We start from the raw sequence: 19,439 nt of genomic DNA on the forward strand, positions 1-19,439 counted from the left end.
GTTAAATATACATCAAATAAAGAACCAAAATTAAAATATTTGAAAAATAACATGCGTTCTTGAATCTTAGTTCAATATTTTTTGAATTCCATTATTGAAAATGATATAAAGAAACTCCGGCCATTTCTACGAAATGGCCGGAGTTTATAATTTAAAGAAGCTAAAAAATTAGTCTTTTAAAATCTTTTGAGATACAGGCTCGTTATTTACAGTTCCTGTAACGATATAGTTTCCTTTTGCTAGTCCATCAACATTCACAGTCTCGTTTTCTTTTACAGAAAGAGATTTTACCACTTGTCCGAACATATTAAAGATTTTTACATCTTTACAGTTTTTCGCAAAATTAATCTCTGATTTAACAAAGGTATTTTTAACTAAGCTATATTTTGATGCTGAGAAATCAACTGTAGATAATGATCCGTTTTGCATTAAAGAAAACTCATCAAAACTAGCAGTAGAATTATTATAAGCACGTACTTGCAATTGGAACTGCGCTGCAGATGCCGGAGAAGTAAAAGTTACAGTTTTTTGAGTCCAAACACTTACTTTAGGCAAATAACCATTATTATTTCTCAATGGATCTGTTGATGCATCACTTGTCAAATAGACAGGTGCTGCAGAAGAGTCTAAAAAGCAAGACCAAATTCTGGCTCCATTCCCACTACCAGAAGACTTATACCAAAAGCTAACTACATATTGAGTATTGGCCGTGATAGGGATGTTTTGATAAAAGCCATTTGTTGCTGTTGCTACATATTTAGTATAATTTACTCCTTGATATGGAGTATCTGTTTCAACAGTAGGTAACGTATAAGATGTTCCTGTACCAGCTGTCCAGTTGCTAAGCCCACTTTCAAAACTTGGATTTTGAACTAAGTTCTGAGAAAATCCGAAAACACATGAAGTGATTCCTAAAATAGTAAAGATTTTTTTCATTATAAAAAGTTTTTAAATTATGGGATAAAAGTACAAAAAAACCATCACCATATAAAAATGGTGGCATATAATTAACAATTAATTAAAATTGCTTTTTAACAATTCCCTTGGAAACCTTATTACTATTCATATTTTACATTGTTAAATAATTCCCATTTTAAAGATTTATTCTGTTTAAAACTATATTTCCTGTAATTAATATCAATTTTACTGTGAATAAAAATTCAATGATATTAAATTCAATGATTAATAATTTACATGATAAAATCATCTGTAATTTTTATGGATTTACAATAATTAGATTAAATTTCTGTTAATAATGCTAAACTCCTTTCCATTAACATTTTTTAGTTATTTTTACGAATTATTTTTAAACACTTGCGCAATCTTTTTCTTCTGATCGGTTTGTTTTTCATGGGCATATTTTCGGCCCATGCGCAAATATTTTCGTGGAAAAATCCAAACATTCCTGAAGACAGTATTAAAAAAGACAGTATTCTTGCTGCGCGTTTTGAACAGGATATATTTGCTAAAGACACGCTTGATTTTGTAAAAACGAACAATAAAATAATTGTAGATGAAGCGGTACTAGTCAGAAATGATAAAAAAAGATTTTTAGGAGAACTGAACTCTAAAGGTTCTATCATCCGCGGAATTACATTCGGTAACAATCAGGGACAGTCGGTGCAGAGTTCCATGGATCTTCAGATTTCCGGCAGGCTTTCCAAGGATGTCACTATTCTGGCAAGTATTTCGGATCATAACCTCCCTATTCAGGCTGATGGCTATACGCAAACCCTGGAAGAGTTTGACAAGATTTATATGCAGCTGAATATTAAAGATAAGTCGATCCTAAGAGCAGGGCATCTTGATCTTGTAGAATCTAAAAATTATTTTGCAAAATTCCAGAGACGAAGTATGGGGCTTGAGTTTCAGACTGAATTTGGAAAGGATAACAAAACTTTTGCAGATGTTTCCATGGGCGTTGCACGAAGTGAATTTCACAGGGTCCGCTTTCAGGGAGTGGAAGGTAACCAGGGACCTTACCGTTTAACCGGTAAGAACGGAGAACAGTTCATCACCCTTATTTCCGGCTCTGAACAGGTATTTATTGATGGTATTTTGATGAAGCGTGGTGAAAACCAGGATTATATCATTAATTATAATACCGGAGAGGTAACATTTACCAGTTTCCGCCCGATTTTCCAGCAGAATTTTATTACAATTTCATATAACTATACGAACAGGAATTACTCCAGATATTTATTTACCGGAAAACTAGAGCATCAGAGGGAGAAGTTTAAAGTAGGGCTGAACTGGTTCATGGAAAATGACAACAAAAATGCGCCGCTTTCTCTAAATCTCACCAAAGAAGATGAACAGATTCTTGCCGATGCAGGTAATGATCCTGATCTGATGTATGCGCCATCAGGAGTGGTTACTCCATATGATGTTAACAAAATCCTGTACCGCTTAAACCCAGCCGGAAACTTCTACGAATTTTCGACAGATCAGAATGAAACACTTTATCAGGTTTCTTTTACTTATTTTGGTATTAATCAAGGGGATTACAAAATTACGCAGACCACCAATAATGGCCGTGTGTTTGAATATGTCGGGAATAATATGGGGGATTATAAAGCGGTAAGAAAGCTTCCTTCGCCTCAGAAATCGCAGGTTTATTCAGTAAATTCCGAGTATCTTTTAAAGGAGGGAAAAATTGGCGCTGATTTCTCACTGAGCAATTATGATCTGAATTTATTTTCTTCAAAAGACGCAGCTCAGAATATAGGGTATGCATGGCGTATCTTTGGGAATAAAAGTTTTACTAAAAACAACTGGAAAGGAACTCCAAGCTTTGAATATCAATACATTGACAAGCAATTCCATATTCTAGACCGTATCAATGATGTGGAATTCTCGAGAGATTTTAACCTGGTACAGGAATTCAGCCAGAGAACTCAAAACAGATTTATATTCAGTTTTTTAAATAAGTGGAACAATAAATCAACTCTGAATTACCGGATGAACTATCTGGATGAGCAGGACACCTACAAAGGGATAAAAAATGATCTTGATCTTAGCTGGATCACAGGAAAATTCTTTACAAAAGGAAACCTGTCATACCTTAATACGAATGCTATACTTCAGGACACAAAATTTATCCGGGGTGGAGTTTCTACGGAATTTACCGGCAAAAAAGGAAGCTGGGCTATCGGAGGAAGCATGGAACATAATGAGAAGAAGTATAATGATACGCAGCTTATGGATGTTACCAGTTTCAGCTGGAAAGAAATCTTCGTTCAGAAAAAGATCGGTGACAGTACGCGTACAAAGCTTCTTGCAAAAGTGTACATGAGAGATAATGACTCTGTACGAAACAACAGGCTGGAGAGCATGAATAATATCCTGGGGATCATGGCAGAAAGCCAGCTTATTAAGACCGAAAGAACTACTTTAAATGCCTTGATACATTATAGAAAATTCTTTTACAAGAATGACGAAGCAGACATGACCCGGAATAACGATTTTGTAGTAGGAAATATTCTATATAACCAGCAATTATTCAGAAACGGGATGCGTCTTCAGGCATTTTATGAACTTGGAAACGGGCAGGAAGCACAAAGGGAATTCCAGTATCTTAAGGTCACAGACGGCCAGGGCGTTTATAAATGGACCGATTATAACGGTGACGGCATTCAGCAGCTCGATGAATTTGAAATTGCAGAATACTCTGACTTGGCACAGTATATCAGGATTTATACAAATTCCGTTCGCTATATTCCCTCCAATAAAAATAAAATCCAGTTGGCATTATTCGTTAATCCGGCGATTGTTTTCAATTCTGAAAATGCATTTTTAAAACGCTGGAATTTTAATGTTTCATTGAACTCACAAAACTCTTTCTACAAAAAGGACAAGGTTCTGGTCCTGAATCCTTTTGAGAAAAACAGTGATCAGATCTTAAAAAATCAGAATATTCTGGCTTCTGTCCAGTTTAATCCAACAGAAAAATCCGGATGGAACGGAAACTACCGTTTTATTACCAATGATAACCTCATCAATGCCAATTTCAGTAATGAAGAGCGTGAGCAGGTTTCGCATTTTGTCAATATTGGGTATTGGTTTAACAAAGAATTCAGAGTTGATTGGGAAAACTCGATCCATGATCTTAAAAATTCATCTCAGCTATTTGCCACAAGAGATTACCGTTTGAATAATATTGAAACAAAGCCAAAGGCTACTTATAAATTTACAGACGCCATTCAGGCCGAACTTTCTTCTGCCTACCGCCAGAAGAAAAGAATAGATGGTGAAGAGCTTCTGAAGGCTTTTGATGTCACGGGGACCATTCAATGGGAGCGCAAAAAAACTTCTATCCGTGGGAATTTCTCTTTCATTAATAATGATTTTACCGGAAACAATTTCAGTATCGTAGGAAACCAGATGCTGGACGGTCTTAAACCCGGCAAAAACCAGGTATGGAGTGTTTTCATTCAGCAGGCGATCAATTCTTTCCTTCAGCTTAATCTAAATTACGAGGGAAGAAATTCCGGAGACAGAACTATTCATATCGGAAGCATGCAGGTAAAGGCGAGCTTTTAATGAGTGAGAGCGTTTGAGGGTATGAGAGTTTTGTGGGTGGGCATTAGTTATGGGCTGCAAACTTTTGTTATCATCATCAAATTTCCTAAAGCCTCTCGTCTCTTATCTTTTGTATGAAATTTAATATCTGTCATTTAAACCTCACTATTCATTTGCGAAGCAAAATTCACTGTTCACCCAAATAGATACCCACCATTTACAGTCATAGATATTATCATATTTCCAAATGTTTATAATTTCGTAAATTTGCCGCATGGTAAAAATAGGCAATATAGAACTGCCGGAATTTCCGCTTTTGCTGGCTCCGATGGAAGATGTAAGTGATCCTCCCTTCAGACGTCTGTGCAAGATGCACGGGGCAGATCTGATGTATTCAGAATTCATTTCTTCTGAAGGCTTGATTCGTGATGCAATGAAGAGCCGTAAGAAGCTGGATATTTTCGATTATGAAAGACCGGTTGGCATTCAGATCTTCGGTGGAGATGAAGAGGCAATGGCGATGTCTGCAAGGATTGTAGAGACGGTAAATCCGGACCTGGTAGACATTAACTTCGGATGCCCTGTAAAAAAAGTAGTCTGTAAAGGAGCGGGAGCAGGAGTTCTTAAGGATATTGACCTTATGGTACGCCTTACCAAAGCTGTTGTAAGCTCTACTCATTTGCCGGTAACGGTTAAAACCCGCCTGGGATGGGACAGCACCAGTATCAATATAGATGAAGTGGCGGAACGTTTACAGGAAACAGGCATCAAAGCTTTAACAATCCATGCCAGAACCCGTGCACAGATGTACAAGGGCGAAGCGGACTGGGAACATATTTCCAGAATAAAACAGAACCCTAATATTGAGATTCCTATTTTTGGAAACGGTGATATTGATTCTCCTGAAAAAGCTCTTGAATACAAACAAAAATATGCATGTGACGGAATTATGATCGGCCGTGCAGCAATTGGATATCCATGGATTTTTAATGAGATCAAGCATTTTTTCAAGACCGGAGAACATCTTCCGGAACCTGTTATTGCAGACCGCTTACTTGCTGTACGCCAGCATGCGGAATGGAGTGCGGAATGGAAAGGTGAAAAATTGGGTCTTATTGAAATGAGACAGCATTACAGCAATTATTTCCGTGGGGTTCCTCATTTTAAAGAGTTCAGAAAAAAATTCCTTGAGGTTTTTACTTTGGAAGAAATGGATGCTTTGATTAAAGAAACGCAGCAATTCTACGAAGAATATCAGGCGCAGGTATAAAATAAAAAAACCATCATATCTGATGGTTTTTTTTATGTTTTAATATCCTCCTGATGAAGATTCATTTTTTATTAAATTCAAAGCAGAAGAGGTTCCGATTCTTTTTACTCCCATGCTGATCATCTTTTCAGCATCTTCGGGTGTTCTTACTCCTCCGGCTGCTTTTACAGGAAGTTTTCCTGCGTTATCCAGCATAATCTGTATACCTTCAAACGTTGCTCCGTTCGGTTTTCCGCCTTCTGTCTGGTAAAAGCCTGTAGAAGATTTAACAAAGATATGTGGCAGATCATTTTCGGAGAAATTTTCTACTGACCAGTCTGAGATATTTTTAGTGATATCTGCAATCTGTACATCGGTCAGTGCAGCAATTTCAATGATCCATTTTGCGATCTTCTGATTCTGCAGAGCCAATTTTGTACATTGTACAAATTCGTCTTTTACCAATGCAAGATTTCCGTTGAGATAAGCGTTATAATTAATAACAAAATCGAGTTCATCTGCTCCGTCTTCAATTGCTTTTGAAGCTTCAGCAAGTTTCTCATCAACAGAATAGGTTCCTTCATGAAAACCTATTACAGTTCCTACCGCAACATCTGAATGTCTTTCCCGAATATACTTTTTGATATCGGCTACATAATCCGGACGGATCATTACGGCAAAAATACCATGGTCTATGGCCTCCTGCGCAAGCTCTCTATTTATCTGTAATGTTTCTTCGTTTGAAATACCTGACTGTGCAGGTGTTTTCAAATAGGTTGAATCCAAATATTGGGCAATCTTCATAATCTTTATACTTTCAGTTGTCTGTAAATACCTTGTTCCAAAGATATGAAAGTTTCTGTTCTTGTCACCCCTTTCAGCTTCTGAAGTTTGTTTAGAATCTGCATAAGATGGTCATTATCTTTACAAAGAACCTTTAAAAATATGGTATAATTTCCTGTTGTATAATGGGCTTCCACTACCTCATTCACGTCTTGCAGAGATTTTACAACCTCCGAATAATGGCTGGGCTGGTCCAGAAACATTCCGATATACGAAATTACTTTATATCCAATTTTTTTAGGATTAAGAAACGAAATAGAGTTTTCAATAACTCCCGCATGCTCGAGCTTTTTAATTCTCTGATGTACTGCTGTTGTGGAAATTCCAACATTTTTCGAAATGTGGGCCAAGGACGTTTTAGCATTATCCATCAGCATGTAAATGATTTCCTTGTCAATCGAGTCTAAATGATAGCTTGTGTTACTTGAATTTTTCATTTTCTACTTTTTTATTTATGTTTTTGTTTTCTTCAAATTTTACAAAAACCGGAAAGTGGTCGCTGTATCCTCCTAAATACCGTGTACCGGCATAAGTTCGGAAGGGACGTCCTTCAAAATTTCTCACCTGGCTGCTTATTTTTTCAGAATTAAAAATATGGGCACTCTGAAAACTCAAAGCATCATTATCAAAAAGAGATTTTGAAATGATAATCTGATCATACAGCAGTCCAGACTTATAATGAAAAGTAGAATAATTTCTTGTATTAAACAATTCTTGAAAAGGGTTTACCAATACCTTCTCTTGTTTGTTGTCGTAGAGAATTTTTACTAAATTTTCATCATCAGGGTTTTCGTTAAAATCACCACACAATATTACATGTTCTTTTTCGCTACCTACAATTTTCAGAATCCGGTTCCGGATTTCATTAAGAATAAAGTCTCTTTTGGGCTTATTAACATCTTTTTCTCGCTTAGAGGGAAGGTGGGCGATAAAAACATTAACAACAGTTTCTTTATACTTAATTTTAGAAAACAGTACGTCTCTGGTTGTGTCGTAATTTTCTGTGTTTTTTCTATTTATAATTTCAAAGAAGAAGGTAATAGTTTCTGAGTCTATTATTTCTACTTTGTCTTTATGATATAACATAGCTACATCTACCTTTCTCTCATCCATAGAATTGTAATGAACAATTCCATATTCCGAATTAAAAGGTTCCATTTCCACCAGGTCTTCTAAGACTTTCCTTCCGGAAACTTCAGAAAGCCCAATTAAAAATGGAAGGGCACCGTTTTCCTCTTTTATTAATTGAAAAACATGTGAAATTTTAAAAAGTTTATTCCTGTATCTTTTTTCATCCCACCCTTTCAAGCCGGATTTTGTAGGATCTAATCTATGAAGAGGTTTGGGGTCAGGTAAAAATAAATTTTCAACATTATAAAAAGAGAACATCTCCATCTGCAAAATTGCTATCTTAAAATTATGAATTTCTTTTTCGTTGTAAATTTATTATTTTTTTTCAAATTTTATTCATTTATTTATACTATTTTCCTATTAATATTATGTAAGTAATATAAAATATTTAACGAATATTATCAATAAAAAACACCATTCTGTAACCAAATCATTAAGCATTTAAAATTATCGACACATAAAACAAAATCAAAACAATATATGGTTGTCTAATTAACAGGAAAAAATTATAGTTGTTTATGAATTACAATTGATAATTTTCATGCATTTCCGCTTTATGTCAATTCTTATTCCATTCTGTCAATAGATCCTCACAACCATGAAAAAAAAATGTCTGTTTAGTCGTTTTGTATCATTTTTTTCAGAGCAGATCAGGGCGTTTTTCCTGTGTAATCCTTACCGCTTCCTCATGACGCCATTCTTCAATCAGAGCAAAATTTCCACTGAGTAATACCTTTGGCACCTCCAATCCTTTATACACTTCAGGTCTTGTATAAATAGGGGGCGAAAGAAGGTCATCCTGGAAACTGTCTGTAAGTGCGCTTTGCTCGTCATTCAAAACTCCCGGAAGCAGTCTGATAATAGAATCAGCAAGAACACATGCCGCCAGCTCACCTCCCGTAAGTACATAATCACCAATTGAAATTTCTTTGGTAATATGCAGGTCCCGCACTCTCTGATCAATGCCTTTGTAGTGTCCGCAAAGGAAGATCAGATTATTTTTTATGGAAAGAGTGTTGGCCATTTTCTGGTTTAAGGTGATGCCGTCCGGCGTAAGATAAATGACTTCATCATATGCTCTCTGAGATTTAAGTTCAGAAATACATTTATCCAACGGCTCTATCATCATTACCATTCCTGCTCCTCCTCCATAGGGTTCATCATCGATCTGTCTGTGTTTGTTGATGGACCAGTCTCTCAGTTGATGGAAATGAACTTCCACTAAACCTTTGTCCATTGCTCTTCTTAAAATAGAAGTCTGAAACGGACTTTCCATTAATTCGGGAAGCACGCTTATGATATCAATTCTCATTGTAATGTCTCGTTTTTCTTATTAGGTGAAATAATTAATCTTAAAGAAGAATCTTTGTTGAAATAGCTCCACATCCAGTTGAAAAAGACGGCTAGCTTATTTCTTACACTCAGGATCAGCATCAGATGAAGGAACATCCAGAAATACCATGCCAGGAATCCCTGGAACTTCATAAACGGAAGATCTACCACAGCTCTGTGTTTTCCAATGGTTGCCAGTGAGCCCTGATCTTTATATTCATACTCTACCCACTCACTTTCGTTCTTCTTCAGAAAATTTTTACCTAAATTTTTTGCTTGATTAATGGCTACATTCGCGACCTGAGGATGTCCCTTCGGATACTTTGGTGTTTCCATGTAGGCAATATCCCCAACCGCGTAAATATTATCGTAACCTTTTATTTTATTAAATCTATCTACTATATACCTGTTTTTCACTAATTTTTCTTCCGGAAACCCTCCCACTATATTTCCCGTAACACCTGCTGCCCAGATCACATTATTGGACGGAATATCTTTTCCGCTTTTTGTGTAAACCTTATTGCCATCGTAATCCGTAACGACCTCGCCACTCAGAAAAGTAACGCCCAGATCTTTAAGATATTTTTCAGATTTTTCCTGTGCTTCAGTACTCATTACGGCAAGCGGTTTTTCTGTAGAACTTACCAGGATAATCTTAAGCTGGTTAAAATTCATGTATGGATAATCTCTCGGGAGAATTTCTTTTTTCATTTCGGCAAAAGCTCCTGCCAGTTCTACACCGGTTGGCCCGCTTCCGACAATAACGATATTCCAGTTGCCGTCATCGCTCCTGCTTTTTTCAAGGATGAGCTTTTCAAAGGTCATCAGTACATGATTCCTGATGCTGATCGCTTCCTGGGTATTTTTCATCCCAAAAGCCCTTGATTCCATGTCTTTGTTTCCAAAGAAATTGGTTTTACATCCTGTAGCGATGATCAGTTTATCATAGGTAAACTCGGCCTCATCCGTGATCACTTTATTGTTGGCGGGATCAATCTCTTTAACTTCGGTAAGACGAAACTGTGTATTTCTGGATTGCTGAAAAATCTTCCTGAAAGGAAAGGAAATATTGGATGGCTCTATCCTTCCGCAGGCAACCTGATAAAAAAGCGGCTGAAACATATGATGATTCACCCGGTCCAGAACAATGACTTTTTTGTTTCTGTTATTTAATGTTTTTGCAAGCTGCAGCCCCGCAAATCCCCCTCCTATGATGATGACCTTTTCGCGTGTTTCCATAATACACAAATTTACTGATTTTATTTAGCATTTAGTAGTGAAATAAGTTAGTTTTGCAAAACTTTATGACACCAAAAAAGTACACCAAAAAAACTGCCAAAAAAGTACATGAGAACCGTCGGAAGAATTATTTTTTTCGCCGGAAAATAATATTGGCTGTTTTAATTCTTGCTTTAATAGGAACGGGATTTTACCTGAAACAGTCTGTCAGTTATTATTACGCACTGTACTTTAATAAATTCAGACATAAAAAACTGCACAACAGCGAAGTAGAGACAGCAAGAATCCAGAAAATCCTTACGGCTAATCTCGACAAAACCTATGGTTTTGATGTTTCTCATTACCAGAACAGGGAGGATATCAAATGGGACAGCCTGAGCATCGGAAACAAAACAATTCCACTGGAATTTGTAGTCATGCGTGCCACGATGGGAAACCGTAATGCCGACAAACATTTCGACGAGTTCTGGATGAAAGCCCAAAAGCATAATCTGATCCGTGGAGCCTATCATTTTTACAGGGCAGATGAGGACCCTGTGATTCAGGCCAATAATTTTTTAGCCAATGTAAAACTGGAAAGCGGTGATCTTCCCCCTATTTTAGATATTGAAAAGATCCCAAAAAGAAAAACAAACAAAAAACTGATAGAAGATCTAAAAGTATGGTGCAAGATCGTAGAGGAAACATATGGGGAAAAACCAATCATCTATACCTATTACCATTACTATAAAGACTTCCTGAAAGGAGAATTTGATGATTATCCCCTCTGGCTGGCAAATTATAATGATGTACCCTCTCCCACTCCCAATGATCATTGGGATTTCTGGCAGTTTACTGAAAGCGGGATTGTTCACGGGATTAACACCAAGGTAGACCTCGATATTTACAACGGAAGCACCTGGTCATTAAAAAGGCTCACGCTGGATTGATAGAGAATAGAAGGGAGTTATATGCTGGAAGTTCTGATCTCCCAGCCTTCATCTTCCCTCTTCCATCCTAGATTATTTCCCCAGAAACTTTAAAATATCGGCATTCAGCTCCTCTGCATTTTCGAAAGGAATCATGTGGGTTGCATTTTTGTAAATTTTAAGTTCAGCATTCGGGATCTGCCTGGCTATCATTTCGGTATGATCCTGTTTAATCACATCTTTATCACCTGCAATCACCAGAACCGGACTTTGTATTTTTGCCAGATTTTTTTTGCTGATATGAGGCTCATTCAGCATAATTTCTACCAGTCGTCGTTCGTTGAACTTTTCAGGTTTATTCTCTATATCCAGCACAAGAAGCTGATTTTTCATATGGGAAATAAGTCTTTCATCAACGCCTTCAGGAAATGCATTGGCCCCGATAACAATTAATTTGTTCAGGCTTTCCGGATATTTTAAAGCAAATTCTAATCCTGTAACTCCACCGTCGCTCCATCCGGCAATATTAACTTTATGCAATCCCAGCTTCTCTGCAAGCATTTTTATATCTTCCGCAAATTGGGTATAGGTAAAATCTCTTTCAGAAGTATCGACACTTTTCCCCTGTCCCCTGGTATCTACGACAATTACTTTAAACTGTTTGGAAAGAACGGGAATCTGCTGATAAAAATCCTGGATACTCCCTGAATTCCCATGAAGAAGAAAAAGTGGCTCTCCTTCCCCATAAACTTCATAGTAAAGCTTTGTATCTTTTAATTGAAGGTAACTGCCCGAAGATTCATTTTTTCCGTACACAGATTTCTTTGATTCCATATTGTATTGGGAAACATCAGAAATCATTTCTTCAAGATCACCTCCGGAAGCAGCGGTTTCATCTTTACTATTTTTTGCGCTTTTATCCACTTTTACATCGATATTAATGGCTGGTGCAGCCAGGGTCATTTTCTGCCAGTCTCCATAAAACTTTCTAAGAAATCCTGTCCTGAACAGTGCCGCACTGATATTGATTTTCCCTTCAAATTCTTTTAAAAACTGAATTCCGATAAAGAATTTCCCCTGCACCCAGATATGATGATCATTCACGTCCAGTGTATAAGTTCCATCTTTAATCATATCTTCCGTAAGTTCCACTGTGATTTCCTCATCCAGGATATTTTGATCCGGGAAACCATTTTTTTCTGTATAAAGGCTATATCTCAACAGCACCGGTTTGTCTGAAGTATAGCTGGCGATATTCAGGTTGATATTTTTGATTTTGGATCTTTTGCTGGCATTAAATTCCAATGCGGTTTCACCCAGGAAATCTTCTTTTTTGAGTTTGGGATTCACGGAATACAGAACACTTTTTGTTTTTGTATTCACGCCCCAGTTCTTATCAACTAGCTTTTTTACTTTAATATTGACTTCTTTTATATTTTTAACTTTTTCTTTTAAAAATATCTGCTGTCGTTCCTGTTTCCTAAAATTCTGTACAGTTTCAGCATAGGGTTCATAGCCCGGAACCTCTATTTTTAATTTTTTAGAAGAGTCATATCCGGAAAGATCAACAGAAAAATTTCCTTTCTCATCGGAAACGGCACCGATATTCTCTTTTTCTATCCCGATTTTCACATAAGGAACCGGCTGGTTTTCATTCCTGGAAATTACAGTTCCCGAAATCACCTGTGCATTAAAAGAATAAGCTGCTAAAAGAAAGAATAAAGTATTGAGTTTTTTCATAGTATAAGTTTGTTGCAAAATTCTTTGTTTTCCGTCTTGCATACTCACAATACCTTATTAAATTTTAGAGCGGTTTAGTTAAATTTATTTTAAAACATCACTTATTTGTGACAATACTTCTAAAAAATATATAAACTTTTTTTAAAGGATATTCATGATCTCTTCCCAGGAATGCACTCTTTTGTAGTTTTCATTTTCTATCAGCTCATTATGAGGCTGGGTAAAAATGAATTTTTCTCCGGGAAAATGATCCAGGTTTTTCGGATAGTCATCAATCATAATATCTCCGTGAACTACTTTTTTACTGCCGCATAAAACAATCTGTTCCCAGCTGATAAACGGAAAATGTTCTGCCAGCCAGTCAAACTTCTCTCTTAAGCTGTTGGGGAATTCCATTCCGGCTGAAACAATATACAGATCATATTTGCTGTTAATATATTCTAAAGCGGCACGGCTTCCCTCCATTACAGGAAGCGTTCTGAAAAATCCAATTTCATTAACATGTTTTTTACCATTCGGGAATGCTTCAATTTCCGGCATTCCTGCAAGACCATGAATCTCAATTTCTTTCCCTGAATCTCTTTTCTCAAACTGCACAAGCTGATGATAGACATCTGCCATTACCCCGTCCATATCTACAATTACTTTTTTCATTATTTTAAATCAGATTTAGCATTTTTAGCATCAAAAATCAAGCCTTTCAGCCTATTCAAAATTAATAAATGGCTTTAGGAAATTCATATTATTTGGATTAAGAAATTTTAAACATTGTCCTGATGACTATTTTTTAAAAATTAAATTTCAACGCCCAAACCTTATTCCATAAAACTTTTCTAGTTACATTTTCGTACTTTTGCCGCTCAATTGAATTTTTAAATCAAACCATTAAATTCCAATGAATTACGTTTCTGTAGAAAATCTTACTAAATCTTATGGCGTCAAAGTTTTGTTCGAAAATATCTCTTTTCATGTGAATGAAGGAGACAAAATAGCCATTGTCGCCAAAAACGGAAGCGGAAAATCTACCCTTCTTAAAATATTAATGGGGAAAGAAATTGCAGACAGCGGAACTGTAAATATTAATAAAGATATCCAGGTGGTTTTATTTGACCAGGAGATTGAATTTGATTCTGATCTAACGATTGACGAGTTTATGATGACTCTTGATTCTGCACCTATTCAGGCCTTGAAGAATTATCATCAATCACTGCTTTCTACAGATTATGATTTCATTGAAAAAGCTTTGGCTGAAATGGAAATTCATAAAGCATGGGATCTTGAGAATGATATGAAACAGATTCTCTCCCAGCTGAAAATCACAGATCTGGAAGCCAAAATGGGAACTCTTTCCGGAGGACAGATCAAGCGTGTCGCTTTGGCCAAATTACTGACTGAAACAAGAGCGGAACACCGTCATACTCTTCTGATCATGGATGAGCCAACCAACCACCTTGATGTGGAAATGGTAGAATGGCTAGAGAGCTACCTGAGCAAAGCAAAAATAACATTGATCCTTGTCACTCACGACAGGTATTTCCTGGATGCAGTTTGCGGAATTATATGGGAAATGGAGGATAAAAATTTATATTTCCATAATGGTTCTTATGCGACTTATCTTGAAAATAAAATGATCCGCGAGGACAATATGAATTCCACCATTGACAAAGCCAATAATCTTTACCGGAAAGAGCTGGAGTGGATGCGCAGACAACCCAAAGCTAGAACTACAAAATCGAAATCCAGACAAGATGACTTTTACGAAACTGAAAAAATAGCTAAAACCGATACCAGAAAAGAATCTCTGGAACTCGATTTTGAAATGAAAAGGCTCGGAAATAAAATTCTGGAGCTTAAAGATATTTCTAAAAGCTATGGCGACAAATTATTATTAAAGGATTTCAGCTATCAGTTTCAAAGAGGTGAGAAAGTAGGTATTGTAGGTAAAAACGGAGCTGGAAAATCTACATTACTGAATATTATCCAGGGACTTGAACCCAAAGATTCCGGAGAAATTGAAACGGGAGAAACAATTAAATTCGGATATTTTTCACAAAAAGGGCTGAAATATAAGGAAGATGAAAGAGTTATTGATTTTATCAAAGAAATTTCTGAAAACTTTCCTTTGGCCAATGGAAGAACCATCTCCGCTTCTCAGTTTTTGAGATTATTCTTATTTGATGACCAAACCCAATATTCGCCTATCTCAAAACTTTCGGGAGGTGAAAAAAGGAGACTGCATTTGATGTATATCCTGTATCAGAATCCTAACTTCCTGATATTTGATGAGCCTACCAATGATCTTGACCTTCCGACTTTAACGGTGCTGGAAAATTTTCTGCTGAATTTTCAAGGCAGTTTAATTATTGTATCTCACGACAGGTATTTCATGGACAGAATTGTTGACCACATTTTAGCTTTTGAAGGGCAAGGAAAGATCAGGGATTTTATCGGAAACTTTTCAGAATACAGGGAAGCCAAAAGCCGTGAGGATGCACTGGAAAAAAATGCAGTATCCAAACCGGAACCTGTAAAGGAAATTGTTGCAGTACCGGAAGTTCAGCAACCTGCTGTTTCTCAAAAAAGAAAAATGTCCTTTAAGGAACAAAGGGAACTGGAAACGATAGAAAAAGAAATGCCTGAGCTTGAACAGCAACGGGCGAAGATCATGGATCAGCTGAATAACGAAACGGATTATGAAAAGGTAGCCAAACTTTCTGCTGAGCTAGAGGCCATTTCTGAAAAGCTTGAAGAGTATGAAATGAGATGGCTGGAGCTTCAGGAAATATAATAAGTGAAGGGGTTTGAGAGTAGGAGGGTTTGAGTGTAAGTATTCGATTTAGAATTTCCTTAACACTCAAACCCTCCTACTCTCAAACTCCTCTCCCTATAAATACACTATTCTTCCTTCTTTTGAGCTTTCCAGGGATGCATCTATGATCTTCATATTCTGGACAACTTCTCTTCCCTGAGATGGCAATGCATATCCGAAAACGATATATTCATAAATCTGCTGGTAGTAATCCATATAGTTTCCGGGCTCACTGGCTGTCAGCATTCTTTCGGTTTCTGAATTTTCATTTAAGAAATTTAAAATTCCGTCTGTCCCTTGTAAAGGTTCTGTCCATTCTTTACCATAAACCGGTATGGCTCCTGCAACCAGTTCGTTTTCCTGATTATCAGTTCTTTCCTGCAGGAAGCTCCCTTTTTCTCCGTGAATAGCATAGGCATAATGAGCCTCTTTAGTAAACACGGATGATTTCAGTCGTAGTCTCAGATTATCTTTATAATAGAGCAGAATTTCAAAATAATCATTGGCATATTCCTGTCCTTTCATAGAAAATACATCGGCAAAAAGTTTTTCCGGATATCCAAAATACTGGACGGCCTGATCTACAAGATGCGCACCAAGATCATGCAGGGAACCTGAACCTGTCTGCTGCGGATCTTCTTTATGCTGTTTTCCGCTGGGTGTAGTACGGAACCTGTCGAAGCGGATTTCTACTTCTTTAATATTTCCTAATTTTCCGTCATTCAATATTTTATGAACCTGTAGAAAATCACGGTCGAATCTTCTGTTTTGATACACACTCAGAAACAGGCCTTTTTCTTCTGCCAAATTTACAAGCTCTTCCGCTTCCGAAACACTTACGGTAAAGGGCTTTTCAACGATTATGTTTTTTCCCGCTTCCAGTGCCATCTTTGCATATTCATAATGCGTCTGTACAGGAGTATTAATGATCACCAGTTCTATATCTGCATTCTGAAGCATTTCCTCTACAGAACGATAAATGGTAGCTTCCGGATATTTTTCTTTCGACTCTTCCTTACTTCTCTCTACTACGGCAGCCATAAAAAATCCGGGATGTTCTTTCAAAAACGGAGCATGAAATATTTTTCCGCTCATTCCAAAGGCGCACAGCCCTGCTTTTATCAATTGCATAATATATAATTTTCAACAAATATATTCAATAATCCTCAGTTTAAGAGGATGCAGAAGCAATCGATATTTTTACAGCATTCATAAAGTATGATTTAAATCATTTTATTATTTTTATCAATTCTAAATTAATATTTGAAAAATCATTACTTTTGCCGCTATTTAAAACTAGTCTACATAAAAATAAAATGAACAAACAACTTGCATCTGTAGGATTTTTATTGGCAGCCCTGTCTTTAGGGGCACAAATGAAAAATACTGAAACAGATACCATCAGAACCCAAACCATTGAAGATATTAATCTTCATAAAACAGGTAATCCGAACCAGGCAAGACCTCTGTCTACAAAGTCTGCCCTTACGGTAATGGAAACCCCTCAGCCAATCTCTATTGTAACTCATGAAATTATTGAGCAACAACAGGCAAAGCAGTTGAGTGATGTTCTTCAGAATGTAAACGGTATGTACATTACCTCATCCAGAGGAAATTCTCAGGACAGTTTTGGAGGGCGTGGATTTATTTTGGGAAATGATAATATTTTTAAAAACGGTGCAAGAGTTAACAGTGGTGTTTTTCCTGAAGTAAGCGGTCTGGAAAGAGTTGAAGTACTTAAAGGAGCTAATGCTATGCTGTATGGAAACACAGCTGCAGGAGGGATCATTAATATGATCACTAAAAAGCCTAAATTTAATTTTGGCGGAAGTGTAGGACTGAACGGCGGAAGCTGGAATTCTTATAAGCCAACCGTTGATATTTACGGGCCTTTATCTAAAAACATTGCATTCAGAGTGAATGGTGCTTATGAGTATGCTGAAAGTTTCAGAGATGTTGTAGAATCTGAGAAATACTATTTCAATCCTTCATTTTTATTCAATTTAAGTCCGAAATCTCAGCTGATTGTAGAAGCGGATTATCTTAAAAATAATTTCACTCCGGATTTTGGGATTGGTTCTATTACCAATACTGACAAAAGCTACTCTATGAATAATCTGCTGTCCAGAAATGCTTTCCTGGGAACAGACTGGCAGTACCAAAATGTAGAGCAATTATCAACTAACATCACATTTAATCATCAGTTCAGTGAAAGATGGTCATTGAATGCGACTGCTTCTTATCAAAATTACACTAAGGATTATTTTTCTACAGAAAGAGTACAGTGGGAATATACAACCGGTAATCGATTGGCATGGAAAAGACCTTTAAACAGAACTTACAACGAACAAAATTACACATCGTTTCAGGCTAATATCAATGGTGAATTCAACACAGGAAAAGTTAATCATAAAGTTTTAATAGGGGCAGATGCTGATTATGGCATTGCTGATTCCTATACTTATTATGATCCTACTATTGCTGATCCTAAGAAAGCAGTATATGGATCTTCTTATCTGTTTGGTACGAACGGAAATTCTAACGGTCTTGTTTATTTAGATGATCCATCTACATGGGCAGGTGGCAGTATGCCTACTTCGGAACACGTGGCAAAATTTGAGCGCTCAAGAATTCCTACACAAAGGATAGGGGTATATGCTCAGGATTTTATCAGCATTTCAAAGCAGTTTAAGGTACTTGCCGGCTTAAGATGGTCTTATGTAGAAAACAAAAGCACAAGAAAGGAAAACTTCAAGGACAATACTACCCCTTATGTTCCCTATTCAAGTTCTTCCGATATGGCTATATCACCAAAAGCAGGTATCATATATATGCCCAATGATAATTTATCTGTATTCGCAACCTATACCAATTCGTTCTCCAATAATGTTGGCTTGAATAGACTTGATCAAAATCAAGCTCTTAAACCTACTTATATTGATCAGTATGAAGTAGGAGCAAAGAAAAATCTGTGGAATAATGCCTTGGCTATTAATCTTACTGTTTACCAGATTCTTTACAAAAATTACTATCAGGTTGCTTTAGATGATAAAGGAACACCGCTGGATCCTAACGGACTTTTAAAAGATTTTGCAGGAAAAATGAGAAGCCGCGGTGTGGAGCTGGATATCACAGGAAATCCTACAGAAAATCTATCAATTATCGGAGGGTTCTCTTACAACAATTCAGTATATCTTGACACTCCTGAACAATTTGGATACGTAGAAGAGCAGAGACTGGTAAGAACTCCCGCTACAACAGCTAATGCATCGGTATTTTATAAATTCACGCGTTTTGCTAAAGGACTAAAAGTAGGGGCAGGTGCTTATTTCATTGGTGACCGATTAGCAGGGTGGAACGACACAAAAACCGGAAGCAACAGTTTAGCTGCCAGAAACGGAGTAAGCAGAGTATTTGAATTAAAGGATTATACAACAGTAAACGTATCTATAGGCTACGAATGGAATAAATTCTCCATCCAGGGGAAAGTGGGTAACCTTTTTGATGTAGTTAATTACAACGTACATGAAAATTATTCTGTAAACCCTATTACGCCAAGAAACTATTATTTTACGCTTACTTACAGACTTTAGAATTAAATACTAAAATAATTTCATCATTCAAAGTGGAAATTGCATTTTTGCAGTTTCCATTTTTAAATATAAAA

14 protein-coding genes are annotated in these 19,439 nt (G+C 36.7%); 5 read left to right on the forward strand and 9 right to left on the reverse strand.

Annotated features, from left to right (window positions below; all coding sequences use genetic code 11):
• Positions 1-168 precede the first annotated feature (168 nt).
• Positions 169-936: a T9SS type A sorting domain-containing protein gene (locus J4Q03_RS00970; RefSeq protein WP_426046380.1), complete on the reverse strand. Its 768-nt coding sequence runs from the start codon at positions 934-936 to the stop codon at positions 169-171.
• A gap of 414 nt (positions 937-1,350) precedes the next feature.
• On the opposite strand from J4Q03_RS00970, the gene J4Q03_RS00975 reads away from it, so the two are divergent.
• Both J4Q03_RS00975 and dusB read left to right on the forward strand, forming a co-directional pair.
• Positions 1,351-4,542, forward strand: coding sequence for a hypothetical protein (locus J4Q03_RS00975; protein ID WP_426046381.1), 3,192 nt, complete (start codon positions 1,351-1,353; stop codon positions 4,540-4,542).
• A gap of 253 nt (positions 4,543-4,795) precedes the next feature.
• Positions 4,796-5,791 (forward strand): tRNA dihydrouridine synthase DusB, encoded by a 996-nt coding sequence (gene dusB / locus J4Q03_RS00980; protein WP_426046382.1) that lies wholly within the window; start codon positions 4,796-4,798, stop codon positions 5,789-5,791.
• Positions 5,792-5,830: 39 nt separating this feature from the next.
• Here dusB and deoC read toward each other — a convergent pair whose 3' ends face one another.
• From deoC to J4Q03_RS01005, 5 genes are all read right to left on the reverse strand, one after another.
• Positions 5,831-6,577, reverse strand: coding sequence for a deoxyribose-phosphate aldolase (gene deoC / locus J4Q03_RS00985; protein ID WP_426046647.1), 747 nt, complete (start codon positions 6,575-6,577; stop codon positions 5,831-5,833).
• A gap of 2 nt (positions 6,578-6,579) precedes the next feature.
• Positions 6,580-7,050, reverse strand: a complete 471-nt coding sequence (locus J4Q03_RS00990; protein WP_426046383.1) for an Lrp/AsnC ligand binding domain-containing protein — start codon at positions 7,048-7,050, stop codon at positions 6,580-6,582.
• Complete coding sequence (locus tag J4Q03_RS00995; protein WP_426046384.1) at positions 7,034-8,008, reverse strand: endonuclease/exonuclease/phosphatase family protein; 975 nt, start codon at positions 8,006-8,008, stop codon at positions 7,034-7,036. Before J4Q03_RS00995 ends, J4Q03_RS00990 begins: the two co-directional genes overlap by 17 nt.
• A gap of 376 nt (positions 8,009-8,384) precedes the next feature.
• Positions 8,385-9,056 carry a tRNA (guanosine(37)-N1)-methyltransferase TrmD gene (trmD, locus tag J4Q03_RS01000; RefSeq protein WP_426046385.1) on the reverse strand — a complete coding sequence of 224 codons (672 nt, stop codon included), beginning with the start codon at positions 9,054-9,056 and terminating at the stop codon, positions 8,385-8,387.
• Positions 9,053-10,315: an NAD(P)/FAD-dependent oxidoreductase gene (locus J4Q03_RS01005; RefSeq protein WP_426046386.1), complete on the reverse strand. Its 1,263-nt coding sequence runs from the start codon at positions 10,313-10,315 to the stop codon at positions 9,053-9,055. The genes trmD and J4Q03_RS01005 overlap by 4 nt, the downstream gene beginning before the upstream one ends.
• A gap of 65 nt (positions 10,316-10,380) precedes the next feature.
• Between J4Q03_RS01005 and J4Q03_RS01010 the strand changes: the two genes are divergently transcribed.
• A complete protein-coding gene (locus J4Q03_RS01010) occupies positions 10,381-11,244 on the forward strand; it encodes a glycoside hydrolase family 25 protein (protein ID WP_426046387.1) in 864 nt (287 codons plus the stop codon).
• A 72-nt stretch (positions 11,245-11,316) separates the two neighbouring features.
• On the opposite strand, the gene J4Q03_RS01015 is transcribed toward J4Q03_RS01010, so the two are convergent.
• Positions 11,317-12,963 (reverse strand): alpha/beta fold hydrolase, encoded by a 1,647-nt coding sequence (locus J4Q03_RS01015; RefSeq protein WP_426046388.1) that lies wholly within the window; start codon positions 12,961-12,963, stop codon positions 11,317-11,319.
• 141 nt (positions 12,964-13,104) lie between these two features.
• The gene (locus tag J4Q03_RS01020; protein WP_426046389.1) at positions 13,105-13,617 is read right to left on the reverse strand and encodes a 5' nucleotidase, NT5C type; all 513 of its coding nucleotides are present in this window, start codon (positions 13,615-13,617) and stop codon (positions 13,105-13,107) included.
• Positions 13,618-13,858: 241 nt separating this feature from the next.
• On the opposite strand from J4Q03_RS01020, the gene J4Q03_RS01025 reads away from it, so the two are divergent.
• On the forward strand, positions 13,859-15,751 hold the full coding sequence (locus J4Q03_RS01025; RefSeq protein WP_426046390.1) for an ABC-F family ATP-binding cassette domain-containing protein: 1,893 nt from the start codon (positions 13,859-13,861) through the stop codon (positions 15,749-15,751).
• 96 nt (positions 15,752-15,847) lie between these two features.
• On the opposite strand, the gene J4Q03_RS01030 is transcribed toward J4Q03_RS01025, so the two are convergent.
• Positions 15,848-16,903: a Gfo/Idh/MocA family oxidoreductase gene (locus tag J4Q03_RS01030; RefSeq protein WP_426046391.1), complete on the reverse strand. Its 1,056-nt coding sequence runs from the start codon at positions 16,901-16,903 to the stop codon at positions 15,848-15,850.
• A gap of 185 nt (positions 16,904-17,088) precedes the next feature.
• On the opposite strand from J4Q03_RS01030, the gene J4Q03_RS01035 reads away from it, so the two are divergent.
• The gene (locus tag J4Q03_RS01035; RefSeq protein ID WP_426046392.1) at positions 17,089-19,365 is read left to right on the forward strand and encodes a TonB-dependent siderophore receptor; all 2,277 of its coding nucleotides are present in this window, start codon (positions 17,089-17,091) and stop codon (positions 19,363-19,365) included.
• The last annotated feature ends 74 nt before the right edge of the window (positions 19,366-19,439 follow it).

Origin of the sequence: Chryseobacterium sp. NFX27 (assembly GCF_049887855.1) — a bacterium.
Lineage (GTDB): Bacteria > Bacteroidota > Bacteroidia > Flavobacteriales > Weeksellaceae > Chryseobacterium.